The sequence below is a fragment of the Gemella sp. 27098_8_155 genome (assembly GCF_041433725.1).
Lineage (GTDB): Bacteria > Bacillota > Bacilli > Staphylococcales > Gemellaceae > Gemella > Gemella haemolysans_D.
This window is the reverse complement of the sequence record NZ_JAPWCA010000003.1, coordinates 107,784-120,360: the sequence shown is the minus strand read 5'-3', so window position 1 is coordinate 120,360 and position 12,577 is coordinate 107,784. Positions and strand designations below refer to the sequence as shown.

Here is a 12,577-nt window from a genome sequence, read left to right as displayed (position 1 = left end):
TCTCCTCTCTACTTCTTAACCCCTGCCATAAGCAGACCAAGTTGTTCTTTTGTTACATTTTCATCATTATCCACTACATCGATAATGTTACCATTGTGAATAACCGCGATTCTATCAGATAACGTTAAGATTTCATCTAAGTCAAATGAAATTAATAATACACCATTACCTTTATCACGATAATTAATTAACATTTTATGAATACCGTTAATAGCTCCAACATCAAGACCACGCGTAGGTTGAGTTGTTACTAGTAATTTTGGATCTAATTCTAAAGCACGTCCAATAATAAGTTTTTGTTGGTTACCACCACTCATACTACGTGCAGAAATTTTTTCATCTCCAGCTTTACGAACATCATATTTTTCACAAATTTCTTTAGCAAATTTTGATATAATATTCTTTTTCAAGAATCCACGTTTAGCAAATTTTTCTGTATAATAATTTTCTAAAACTGAGTTTTCTTCAACACTGAAATCTAATACAAGACCATCTTTATGTCTATCTTCCGCAATAATTTCAAGTCCAAGCTCTTTACGTTTTGCTGTTGATAATGAATTAATCTCTTTTCCGTCAAAAATAATTTTTCCTTTTGTTTCTTTAAGTAAAGCATTTAGTACTTCTACAAATTGTTGTTGACCATTCCCGTCAACTCCTGCAATACCAAGGATTTCACGTTCACGTACATTTAAGTTGAAGTCATGTAGAATATCTTTCTTCTCAGCAGTGTCAGCATAAACACCTGAAACTTCAAGAATATTTTTCTTACCGTCTCTTGAACGCTCATATTTAATTATTTCTAAGTCTTTACCAATCATAAGACTAGCTAGTTTTTCTTTTGTTGTTTCTGCTATTTCAACTGTTCCGTAGTATTCACCACGACGAATAATACTACAACGGTTAGCTACAGCCATAATTTCATTAAGTTTGTGAGTAATTAATAAAATAGTTTTTCCTTCCGCTTGAAGATTTTTAAGAATAGCTAAGAATTCTTTAATCTCAGCAGGAGTTAAAACTGCAGTAGGTTCATCAAAAATTAAAATGTTAGCATCTCTATATAACATTTTTAAAATTTCAACCCTTTGTTGCATCCCAACACTAATATCTCCAACTAATGCTTTAGGATCAACTTCCAAACCATATTTTTTAGATAAATCTTTAATTTTCACTGCAGCACTATCTAAATCAATTTTTCCACCTTTAACTTCTTCCATACCTAAAATAATATTTTCAGCAACTGTGAAGTTTTTAATAAGTTTGAAGTGCTGATGCACCATCCCTATTCCAAGTTGGTTAGCATGCTTAGGATCTTTAATATCAACTTCTTTACCATTCAATTTAATAGCACCGGCTTCTTGATGGTACATACCAAAAAGAACCGACATCAACGTAGATTTCCCTGCACCATTTTCACCAAGTAAAGCATGAATTTCATTGTTCTTTACCTGAATAGTGATATCTTTATTTGCGTAGAAGTCGCCAAACTTTTTAGTTATGTTTAGCATTTCTATAGCGTACATATCTTTACCTCTCTTTTATAAATTCTTACATACTATATATTATAATATATTTTGACAAACTAGTATAGCTTTTTAATAGATTTTTTTCATATATTTACCATAATTTCAGTTATTATAAAATTATTAATTACCAAGGTGTATTCGTTTTATAGTTTTATAATATACTACTAGTTTTATAACTTTTATAATTTTAATTATAATATAAATTTTTTAATACTATTTAAGAAATATAAAAATAATTTGCTAAAAAAGACCTAGCAATCGCTAGGTCTTTGAAATATAAACTTCTTAAAATTAAAGTTCTCCGTCGATATTAGCTTTATCAGCTACACCAGCAGCATCAGCTGCAACTGTTGCTTTACCAGCTTTTAGATCTTCAACAACTGTTTTGATTTTAGCTTTGATATCATCGCTTAAGTTAGGGTTTTCTGCTGGAAGTCCAACACCATCTTCTTTAATAGTGAAGACTCTAGCTTTTCCACCTTCAAATTTTCCAGCTTTGATAGCGTCTAAGATGTTAGATACTGCAACGTCGATACGTTTAACAGCTGAAGTTAAGATAACTGATTTTTCAACATCTTTTCCATCTTTATCTTTAGCTTTGAATACACCTTCAGAATATTGGTCTTTATCTACACCAACGATCCAGTGTTTAACTTCTCCACTTTCTTTAAGGTCTTTAGTTGCTCTTTCTTGAGCTTCTTTAATAGAACCACTTCCAGTACCACCAGCTGCTACGAAGATTACGTCAGCTCCAGCATCGTACATAGTTGCTGCTAAAGTTTTACCTTTGTTAGTGTCGTTGAATGAACCACTGTAGTTGTAAACAACTTTGATGTCTTTTTTAGCTGCTTTAGCACCTTGAACGAATCCAACACCAAATTTAACTACTGCTGGGATTTTAGCTCCACCAATGTATCCAACTTTACCAGTTTTTGATTGTAAAGCTGCTGCATATCCTGCTAAGTATCCTGCTTCGTGTTCTGAGAATGTAACTGATTCTACGTTTTTGTTTTGAACTACACCATCGATGAAGATGAATTTTTTATCTGCAAATGAATCTGCAACTTTTGGTAATTCTTTTTCAAAGTAGAAACCAGCTAATGAAATTACGTCAGAAGCTTTTGCTGCATTTTGTAAGTTTGCTGCAATATCACTTTGGTTTTTAGTTTCGATTGGGTTTAGTGCTTTTCCACCATTTTTTTCAGCCCAAGCTTTTACTGTTTCAACGTTACTTTGGTTGAAACTTTTATCTTTTGCTCCACCTTCGTCAGTTACAACACCGATTTTTAATCCAGAGTTGTTAGAAGATGAATTTCCGTTAGATGATTTAGAAGAACATCCAACAATAATTAATGCTGCTGATAAAACAACTGCTATTAACGAAAATACCTTTTTCATAAATAAAAAGTCTCCTTTATTTGTATATTGTTTATACCTAAATAATACCACATTATCTTTCAAACTTCAATGATTTATTAAAAAAATATTAACATTTTTTTATAATGTTCGTTTTCTAATTATAAAAACCTATAAAAGTAGTATTTATAGGAATTATCATATCTATTCTTCTATATTCATATAAGATTATTTTAGAATAATAAAGCATTTTCAAAACATTAAGAACGTTTACATTTTTATACGAATTTTATATCCGAGACTATTATTACACATTAATTATATTCTTTGGATAAAGACTTTATTTTATGGATATAATTGTATTTAATATTTTACGAACTTTAAAATATCACACTCTAATCATTGAATAATAATGTATATTAATACTTATTCTTAAGATAAAACAATTTATGTAAAACTACAGTTTTTAATAAATATTTAAAATCAACATTATCCAAAATAGATTATATTCAACTATTGTTCTATTCCCTCTAGATACGATAATTTTAGATACTTTACTTTAATAAATTATCACGTATTAGATATCTCCTATATCTTATTTAGAAAAAATAGGAGTGTCCAAAATCAAAATCTCTTAGAAACTTTGATTCAAACAGCTCCTATATTCTTTAATTATAGTTCACCTTCTAAATTAGTACCTAAACCTTTTGCTTTTAATTCATCTCCAGTAGCTGCTACTTCAACTTTCCCTGATTTTAATTCTTCTATAGCCTTAGCAATTTTTGTTTTTGCCTCTTCGCTTAAGTTAGGATTTTCTTTTGGAATACCTACACCATTTTCTTTAATACCAAAAATGTGTTCACCTTTAGTGAACTTACCTTCTTTGATTTCATTTAAGATTTTTGTTACAGCTACTTCAATATTTTTAACAGCAGAAGTTAAGATAGCAGATTTTTGATATTCTTTTCCATCTTTATCTTTCCCTTTAAAAATACCTTCTTCATATTGATCTTTATCCACACCAACAACCCAGTGCTTAATTTCTCCACTCTTAGACATATCAATTATTCCACGTTCTTTAGCTTCTGAAATTACACCGTTACCTGTATTCCCAGCAGCAACAAAAATTACATCTGCTCCTGAGTCATACATAGTAGCTGCTAAAGTTTTACCTTTGTTTGTATCTGAAAAAGTTCCACTGTAATTGTACATTACTTTAATATCACTTTTAGCTGCTTTAGCACCATGTACAAACCCAATACCAAATCGCTCTACCGGTGGAGTTTTTGTTCCTCCGATAAATCCAACTTTCCCCGTTTTAGATTGTAACGCCGCTGCAAATCCTGCTAAATAACCAGCTTCTTGTTCTTTAAAGATTAAAGAAGCAATATTTGGAGCATCAACAAAAGTATCAACAAACATGAATTTTTTATCTTTATATTGTTCCGCTACTTTTGGAATTTCTTTTTCAAATTCAAAACCTGCTAAAGAAATAATATCAGACACTTTTGCAGCATTTTGTAAATTAGAAGTTATATCCGATTGAGTTTTCGTTTCTAAAACAACAGGCTCTTTCGCACCATTAGCCTTTGTCCAAGCTTGAATAGCTTCTACGTTAGCTTGGTTAAAACTCTTATCTTTTGCTCCACCTTCACCAGTTACGACACCAATTTTATATCCGCTCTTACCGTCAGATTTAGTGTCATTCTTAGCATTCTTTGAAGAACAACCAACAACAATTAATGATAATGCAACTAGAATTGCAAAAATAGTACGTAATTTTTTCATAATGCCCTCCTTAAAAATTTATGTACTAAGAACATAATACTATTTTTTTAAACCGTTTGCAAGATATTTTTTACAAATAAATATAAAATATAAATAACATGAAATATACTTCTAAAAAAATACTACTATTCCTAATAATTTAGTACTTTCTATTTTTTAATCAGGCTAGAATACTACTTTTATTATATAGTCTATATAATTCGTCCTATCAACTATTACTTTGTTTCAAAATTAATCTCTAAAATTGTAAACGTTAATAATAAATAGGTTAGAAATTATATATTTTCTCAATTTTTTATGCTATAATATTTTTGATGAAGCATTTTCAGGAGGATTTATATTATGACATATTATGAAAATATTGTAGAAACTGCAAACTACATAAAGAAATATTTTGGAGAACCTATCGACTATGCAGTAGTTTTAGGAAGTGGTATTACACTTGAACTTGAAGATCAACAAGAACTTGGTTATGAGGCTATTCCACTTTTCCCAGGAAATAAACACGCTAATCGAGTTAAAGGACATGCTAACAAACTAACTTTTGGTAAAATCTCTGGTAAAAACGTATTAGTATTAAACGGTCGTCTTCACTTTTATGAAGGTTATAGCATGAAAGATGTTGCTTTTATGACATATGTTGTTAAATTTTTAGGAGTAAAAGGATTATTCATAACTAATGCATGTGGAGCTATTAACACAAACTTCACTGAAGGTGATATCGTGTGTCTTGACGACTTTATTTCACTAGTGAGTAAAAACCCTCTAATGGGAGAAAATGATCCACGTCTAGGTGAAAGATTCGTCGATATGACTACACCATTCGATCCATATCTAGTAGAAAACTTACACAACTCTGCTAAAAAACTAGATATTACTTTACATACAGGTGTTTATGGATTCTTCCAAGGTCCATACTTTGAAACACGTGCTGAAATTCGTGCATTCAAAACAATGGGATGTGATCTCGTAGGAATGTCTACAGTCCCAGAAGTAATCGCTGCAAACCACGCATCGCTTCCTGTAGCAGTTTTAGCTTGCGCTACTAATATGGCAACAGGAATACAAGAGAAAAAACACGACCACGAACACGTACTAAAAACTGCTCAAAAAATTAGTATAAACCTGAAAAATCTTTTAATTGAAACATTAGAAAACTTAAAATAAAAGGAGTAAAATTATGGAAAAAACTATTTTCGAAAAAATCATTGATGGAGAAATCCCAAGTTACAAAGTTTATGAAGATGAATATGTATACAGCTTTTTAGATGTATTCCCTATAACAAAAGGACATACATTAGTAATACCTAAAAAACATAGTAGAAATATATTCGACTGCGATCCAGAAACAGCAGCTAATATCGGACGAGTTCTTCCAAAAATCGCTAATGCTGTGAAAGACGCATATGGATGCGATGGTGTTAATATCTTTCAAAACAATGAAGAATATGCTGGACAAAGTGTATTCCACCTACACTTCCACATTGTACCAAGATACAAAGATAAAGATACAAACTTCGATAACTTAGAAGTTAAATGGCCACCACAAAAAGTTGAACCAGCAGAATTTGAAGAAATTAGGAAAGCAATTGCTGATAAACTATAATATTAAGAAAGACTAGGTAATTTGTGCGTAACCAAAAAAATTAGACCATAGCGTCTAACTTTTTGAATGATAAGCAATAATGAATTTACCTAGTTTTTATTCTTAACATAAAAAATACGAGCCTGAGATAGATCCTCAGTCCTCGTATTTTTATATTATTGTATTATTTTCTTCCTTCTTTTGATGCGAATAAAGAAACAATCGAGTCTAAAGTAGTTTTTGGTTTTTCTTCAACAAATTCTTCAGCTTCTTCTTTTACTTCTTCTGCTTTTTCAATTACAGGAGCTACTGTTTCGTGAATTTGTTCAAATGTAGGTTCTACTTTTTCTTCATAGTGAGTTTTTGCTGTTTCTTTAGCTTCTTCTGTAAACCCTTTTACTTTCGTAAAAGTAGGCTCAGTAGCGTGTGAAAAATATTCTTTCACTTCTTCAGCCGCATCTTGTACTTTTTTTGCAACAGGCTCTGAAGCTTCTTGTGTCGCTTCTACTGCAGGCTCTGCAACCTCTTGTACTTTTTCTACTACTGGTTCTACAACTTCTTGTGCTTTTTCCACTACAGGCTCTGCAACCTCTTGTACTTTTTCTACTACTGGTTCTGCAACTTCTTGTGCTTTTTCCACTACTGGTTCTGCAGCTTCTTTTACTTCTTCTACTTTCTCAGTAGTTTCGGCTACTACATCTTCTTTTACTTCTTCTGCTTTAGCACCAAGTTGTACAAAGTTTTCTTTCACTTTTTCAGTTTCTTCAGCTGCTGTTAATTCTTCTAATTTTTCTTTAGCAACATCTTTTTCTTCTTGTGCTTGAACTTCTAATTCTTGAGTTTTTTCGTTAATAATAGCAGTTAATTTCTCAATACCATTTTTAGTATTTTCTTTTAATAATTCTTTGTGTTTTTCTAATTCTTTAGGATTTTTATAATAATAAGCTCCTAATGCACTCACTGCTCCTAATAAAGCACCCTTAAAAATTTTACCCATGTTTAAATTCCTCCTAATTTCTTATCAGTATTGATTTTATCAAAAAAATCAAATAATGTAAAGAATTTAAAGGTTTTTATTTTTGTAGATTTAAGTTTTTATTTTCTTTAAGCTTTTAAAATTATAGAACCTGACCAAAAAATCCTAAAATTTAACAGTTCATATTAGAACTCATAGACGCAGTGGTTTATTGATATCTAAATTCGCTTTATAAAAGCTTTTTAGATATCTAATAAACTGTCCGAGGGTGACTCGACAAAATCTTGTTTCTAGAAATCACGATTTTTGAGTCGCTCCCTATCAATAATTACTTTTATTTTAAGTGTTTAACCCTTGCTACAATTTCCTTATGACGACCTTTAATCATCGGACGAGCTTGTGGATTCCCTAGGTATCCACATGTTCTTTTTACTACATCGCAACTTTTTGGATCTCTATTTCCGCACTCAGGACATTTGAAACCTTTTTTAGTTGGTTCAAATTCTCCCTCATAACCACATTTATAGCAACGATCAATAGGGGTATTTGTTCCAAGATATCCCACTTTATCATATGCAAAATCCCAAACCGCTTCTAGTGCCTTAGGATTTTGTTTTAGCACCGGATATTCACAGTAATGGATAAATCCACCACTAGCGTAATAAGGATAATCTTTTTCAAAATCTAGTTTTTCAAATGGAGTCGGATTCTTTCTAACATCGTAGTGATATGAATTAGTATAGTATTCTTTATCAGTTATGTTTTCAACTATACCAAATTTCTCAGTATCCATACGACAGAATCTATCAGTTAGAGATTCACTAGGTGTTGAATAAATACTATACCAATAATCCCCTTCTTCAGTCCACTTATCAACGCATTCTTTCATATAACGCATAATGTCTAATGTAAATTCCTTCGCTTCAGGATTTTTCTCCCAGTCACCACCATAAAATACACTCGCAACCTCATATAATCCAATATAACCTAGTGATAATGTAGAACGTTTATTATCAAATAGTTGTTTCACCCTATCTTCAGGTTTAAGTCGTTTCCCAAATGCTCCATGCATATAAAGGATAGGTGCATTTTGAGGTTTTGCTTCACCACAACGTTTTGCTCTGTAATCTAGTGCATCTTTACAAATAGCTAATCTTTCTTTAAAGATTTCCCAGAATTCTTCTTTACTACCCTTAGATTCTAGTGCTATTCTAGGAAGATTTAAAGTTACTACGCCAAGGTTCATACGCCCACTTTCTACAAGCTCTCCTTGTTCATTTCTCCACGCAGGTAAAAATGATCTACATCCCATAGGAGTTTTACAGCTTCCTGTTATCTTCGTAATTGTATCATACATCAAAACATCTGGATACATTCTTTGAGTTGCACATGCTAATGCAAGTTCTTTTACATCATAGTTTGGATCTGTTGGTTTTAAGTTCAAACCATCTTTAATAACAAAAATTAACTTAGGAAAAATAGCTGTTCTTTTTTCTTTTCCTAACCCATCTATTCTAACTTGCAGAATTGCTTTTTGTATTTCTTTTTCAAAATATCCCTCACCTAAGCCAAAACCTAGAGATGTAAATGGTGTTTGCCCTTGTGATGAATATAAAGTATTTATTTCATATTCTAAGGACTGCATAGCATCGAAAATATCTTTTTTCGTTTTTTTATCTGCAAAAGCTTTTTGTTTTTCTTCGTCATCAATCCACTCTTGAGCCATTTTTAAATTTTTCTCATAATTTAATTTAGCAAAAGGAGCAAGTACCTCATCTATTCTATCAGCACTACATCCGCCGTATTGACTTGATGCCACATTAGCAATAATTTGAGCCATTTGAGCTGTTGCTGTTTGGATACTTTTAGGGCTATCTACATCTGCATTTCCTATTTTAAATCCTTTTGTCAGCATTTCTTTAAAATCGATTAAACAACAGTTTGTTAAAGGTTGATACGGAGAATAATCTAAGTCATGATAGTGAATATCTCCTTTTTGATGGGCATTTGCCACATGTTTTGGTAACATTTTAAGACCTATCGCTTTTGCCACAATACCACTTGTTAAATCTCTATGAGTATTAAATACTAAACTGTCTTTATTGGCATTCTCATTAACTACATTTTCATCACGATTAACTAGTTTTTCAATAGCTACATTAATATCAAGACTACGTTCACGTTCAATATCTCTCATACTTCTATAGCTAACATACTCTTCATATATTGCTTCTTCTCCCAAAGTAAGTAGCGTATGTTCAACAATATTTTGAAGTTCATAAATTTTAATATTATCTTTAAATCTGTTCCCTATTTCAATAATAACATTATCAACAATTCCATCAATATTAACGCTATGATTTTTTCCAAATACAGAATGAATCGCTTTTTCTATCGCTTTATAAATTTTTTCAGCATCAAATTTAACTATTCTACCATCTCTTTTTATAACTAATAAATTATTTGTTAAACTATCTACCTTCGCTTGTGTGTATGAATATAAATTATTATTACGCATGTTATCCCTCATTCCTATATAATCTTAATTTAATAAAAACATTATAATACTATCTTATCTCAAAATATTTCCTCTGTCTACGGTTAATATTTCCCGGAAATCTAGAAATCCTATAGCGTAGCCTTTGAGGTCAATTGTGAATTTTTATAGCCTTACTGTTTTCAAAAAGATATCTTTGAAATCCTATAATATCGGCAATTATCATAGTTTACATAAATTTCTGTATTATTTTCTTTTCATTTCTATTTATGATACAGATTCTTTATCCTTAACATAATAATAAATAAAAATGACACTTAAAAAGTTCTCCTATAACAAAAAAAATTATTATTTTATTACTTAAACTATGTTTTAATAATATAATTTATGATAAAATTGTATTAAAGAATAAAGTGAGAAAAGACATATGAAAAAAACACAAATAGAGAAACTAACAGATCAATTATTTTCTATGGAAAATGACAACTCATTATTAATAAATGAACTAGAACCTTATGTTGAATTATTTATGCACTATGAATGTGCTATGCTTGAGATTGAAACAAAACTTAATGTATTCGACAAAGAATTTTCATTACATGGTGAGAGTAATCCTATCGAATCAGTCTCTACTAGATTAAAAACACCAATTAGTTTAATGAATAAACTAAAAAGGTTAAATTTACCCTTTGACATAGACACAATAAAAAACAATATTTATGATGTTGCTGGTGTCCGTGTTATATGTTCATTTAAAAACGATGTATATAAGCTTGTAGATGCCTTGAAACAACAGGACGATTTAACTGTAATAGCTGAAAAAGACTACATTAAGAATTACAAAGAAAATGGATATAGAAGCTATCATCTTATAGTAAAAGTACCTATCTTTTTATCAGATAAAGTTGAACATGTTGCTGTCGAAGTTCAGTTCAGAACTATAGCAATGGATTTCTGGGCGAGTTTAGAACATAAACTTAGATATAAGAAAAACCTTAGTGAGGAAAAAGAGAAAGAAATCGAACGACGTCTATTACTCTGTGCTGAAATAAGCGCTAAACTAGACAATCAAATGCAAAAAGTTAAAGAAATTATAGAAGATGATTCACAATTTCTATAAGAATAAACCTCTAATATTAGGTGAAAATCCTATATTAGAGGTTTATTTTATTCATATAACCTATTTTTCTAAACTATGTTTCATAGAATAACTAAAGTAAATCACTAAACCAATTAAAATCCAGCTACCGAATATTAACCATGTTGATAACTGTATACCATATAATAATATTACAAATAGTAGTATTGAGATAATCGGCAAATACGGCATCCCCGGCATAGTAAAACCACGTTTAGCATCAGGATATTGTTTCCTAATTATAATAGTTGAATAACTAACCAACGCGAATGCTATAATCCATGCAACATTAGCAAGGTCAGCTAGTTGGCCTAGCGGTAAAAATCCTGTTAGCACAGCCATTAATATACCTGCACCTATTGTCGTTGAACCTGGTACATCATTCTTATTCAATTCACTTAGTTTTTTCGGTAATAATCCATCTCTACTCATAGTGTATAATATTCTAATTGAAGCATACATTGTGGCTAGAGGCCCAGCTAAAAGTCCTAATACAGCCCCCAAGGAAACTATTCCTGCAATTTTGCCTTGCCCAACTACTTCCAATACATACGCAAGTGCATCTCCTTTTCCTAATTGTGAATATGGAACCATTCCTGTTAAAACAAGACAGACAACAATATAAAAAGCTGTGCATATTAACAATGTTATTATTATAGATCTTGGTAATGATTTTTGTGGATTTATAGCTTCTTCTGCTGAAGTTGAAATAGTATCGAATCCAAGATAAGCAAAGAACACTGTTGTAGCTCCTATCATAACTCCTGATAGACCTTGTGGAGCGAAGTTATCAGTCCAGTTATTAGGCTTCACATAAAAGATTCCGACCAAAACAAATAGAATTATTACAATAATTTTAATAGAAACCATAAAATTATTGACTAACTTACTGCTACTCGTCCCTTTAAATAGCACTAACATAATCAGTAAAACAACGACTATAGCCAAGATATTTCCATAGCCACCCTCAGAAGGCAAACTAGTAAGTTCTCTAGGTATTTTGACTCCAAAGCCTTCTAATAAATTTTTAAAATAGCTGGACCAACCATTCGCAATCGCTGCCCCTGCGATTATATAGCTTCCTCCAAGAAGCCACCCCATCAAGTGTGCTACTACTTCACCTAAGGTCATATAACTATACGTATAAACGCTACCGCTTGATGGTATTGTCGATGATAGTTCCGCATAACATAAGGCAGTTAGACCGCAGGCTAATCCTGCAATTAAAAACGAAAACACTACAGATGGGCCAGCCTTAGAAGACGCTTCTCCTGTAAGAACAAGAATCCCTGAACCAATTACAGATCCTACTCCTAATAACACTAAGTCAAAAGTTCTCATAGTAGGCTTCAAAGTTTTTTTATCACTTTCATGAAGTATTGTTTCCAATGTTTTTTTTCTAAAGATTCTCATCAATCTCCCCTCCCATTATTCATTCAAATTACTTTTTCATCTCTTCTTTAAACTCATACTTCAATAAACTAAAAAGTAGGAATAATCCTCCCAATATTAAAGAAACTAGAGCATCGTAAACTTATATTTTTTCCATTGCTAAATTACTTCACATAGTTCTCTAGAGAGTTAGTAACACTCTATTTTAGTATCAATTAACTATCAAAACTATATTTACTAATTATTATAATTATTTAACAACCCTAATCTCTCTAATAAACATCATTTAAAAGTTATTCCCACTTAAATTAATATTTAACTT

The 12,577-nt window shown here is 31.1% G+C and carries 9 protein-coding genes; 3 read left to right on the top strand and 6 right to left on the bottom strand.

The genetic code is table 11. The features are described from left to right. Window positions 1-8: 8 nt before the first annotated feature. The 3 genes from O5Y44_RS02430 to O5Y44_RS02420 all read right to left on the bottom strand — a co-directional run bounded on the left by O5Y44_RS02430 (window position 9) and on the right by O5Y44_RS02420 (window position 4,667). On the bottom strand, window positions 9-1,520 hold the full coding sequence (locus O5Y44_RS02430; RefSeq protein WP_271987685.1) for an ABC transporter ATP-binding protein: 1,512 nt from the start codon (window positions 1,518-1,520) through the stop codon (window positions 9-11). Between the two features lie 294 nt (window positions 1,521-1,814). After that, a complete protein-coding gene (locus O5Y44_RS02425) occupies window positions 1,815-2,921 on the bottom strand; it encodes a BMP family lipoprotein (RefSeq protein WP_271965786.1) in 1,107 nt (368 codons plus the stop codon). A 630-nt stretch (window positions 2,922-3,551) separates the two neighbouring features. Beyond that, entirely contained in the window at window positions 3,552-4,667 is a 1,116-nt protein-coding gene (locus O5Y44_RS02420; protein ID WP_271987682.1) for a BMP family lipoprotein, read from the bottom strand. 342 nt (window positions 4,668-5,009) lie between these two features. Here O5Y44_RS02420 and O5Y44_RS02415 point away from each other — a divergent pair, with 342 nt between their 5' ends. Together O5Y44_RS02415 and O5Y44_RS02410 are read left to right on the top strand one after the other, a co-directional pair. Further along, on the top strand, window positions 5,010-5,834 hold the full coding sequence (locus O5Y44_RS02415; RefSeq protein ID WP_204641693.1) for a purine-nucleoside phosphorylase: 825 nt from the start codon (window positions 5,010-5,012) through the stop codon (window positions 5,832-5,834). A 13-nt stretch (window positions 5,835-5,847) separates the two neighbouring features. Beyond that, window positions 5,848-6,273 carry an HIT family protein gene (locus O5Y44_RS02410; RefSeq protein WP_371465438.1) on the top strand — a complete coding sequence of 142 codons (426 nt, stop codon included), beginning with the start codon at window positions 5,848-5,850 and terminating at the stop codon, window positions 6,271-6,273. Between the two features lie 163 nt (window positions 6,274-6,436). On the opposite strand, the gene O5Y44_RS02405 is transcribed toward O5Y44_RS02410, so the two are convergent. Together O5Y44_RS02405 and nrdD are read right to left on the bottom strand one after the other, a co-directional pair. After that, entirely contained in the window at window positions 6,437-7,249 is an 813-nt protein-coding gene (locus O5Y44_RS02405) for a hypothetical protein (protein ID WP_371465437.1), read from the bottom strand. A 313-nt stretch (window positions 7,250-7,562) separates the two neighbouring features. Further along, window positions 7,563-9,746, bottom strand: coding sequence for an anaerobic ribonucleoside-triphosphate reductase (gene nrdD / locus O5Y44_RS02400; protein ID WP_271965791.1), 2,184 nt, complete (start codon window positions 9,744-9,746; stop codon window positions 7,563-7,565). A gap of 406 nt (window positions 9,747-10,152) precedes the next feature. Between nrdD and O5Y44_RS02395 the strand changes: the two genes are divergently transcribed. Further along, window positions 10,153-10,845, top strand: coding sequence for a GTP pyrophosphokinase (locus tag O5Y44_RS02395; RefSeq protein ID WP_271965792.1), 693 nt, complete (start codon window positions 10,153-10,155; stop codon window positions 10,843-10,845). 60 nt (window positions 10,846-10,905) lie between these two features. Here O5Y44_RS02395 and O5Y44_RS02390 read toward each other — a convergent pair whose 3' ends face one another. Continuing rightward, window positions 10,906-12,276 (bottom strand): APC family permease, encoded by a 1,371-nt coding sequence (locus O5Y44_RS02390; RefSeq protein WP_271965793.1) that lies wholly within the window; start codon window positions 12,274-12,276, stop codon window positions 10,906-10,908. Window positions 12,277-12,577 lie beyond the last annotated feature (301 nt).

What these genes read in the sequence shown, in the direction of transcription:
- O5Y44_RS02430 (WP_271987685.1), bottom strand. Translation starts at nt 1,520, where the DNA reads ATGTACGCTATAGAAATGCTAAACATAACTAAAAAGTTTGGCGACTTC.
- O5Y44_RS02425 (WP_271965786.1), bottom strand. Translation starts at nt 2,921, where the DNA reads ATGAAAAAGGTATTTTCGTTAATAGCAGTTGTTTTATCAGCAGCATTA.
- O5Y44_RS02420 (WP_271987682.1), bottom strand. Translation starts at nt 4,667, where the DNA reads ATGAAAAAATTACGTACTATTTTTGCAATTCTAGTTGCATTATCATTA.
- O5Y44_RS02415 (WP_204641693.1), top strand. Translation starts at nt 5,010, where the DNA reads ATGACATATTATGAAAATATTGTAGAAACTGCAAACTACATAAAGAAA.
- O5Y44_RS02410 (WP_371465438.1), top strand. Translation starts at nt 5,848, where the DNA reads ATGGAAAAAACTATTTTCGAAAAAATCATTGATGGAGAAATCCCAAGT.
- O5Y44_RS02405 (WP_371465437.1), bottom strand. Translation starts at nt 7,249, where the DNA reads ATGGGTAAAATTTTTAAGGGTGCTTTATTAGGAGCAGTGAGTGCATTA.
- nrdD (WP_271965791.1), bottom strand. Translation starts at nt 9,746, where the DNA reads ATGCGTAATAATAATTTATATTCATACACACAAGCGAAGGTAGATAGT.
- O5Y44_RS02395 (WP_271965792.1), top strand. Translation starts at nt 10,153, where the DNA reads ATGAAAAAAACACAAATAGAGAAACTAACAGATCAATTATTTTCTATG.
- O5Y44_RS02390 (WP_271965793.1), bottom strand. Translation starts at nt 12,276, where the DNA reads ATGAGAATCTTTAGAAAAAAAACATTGGAAACAATACTTCATGAAAGT.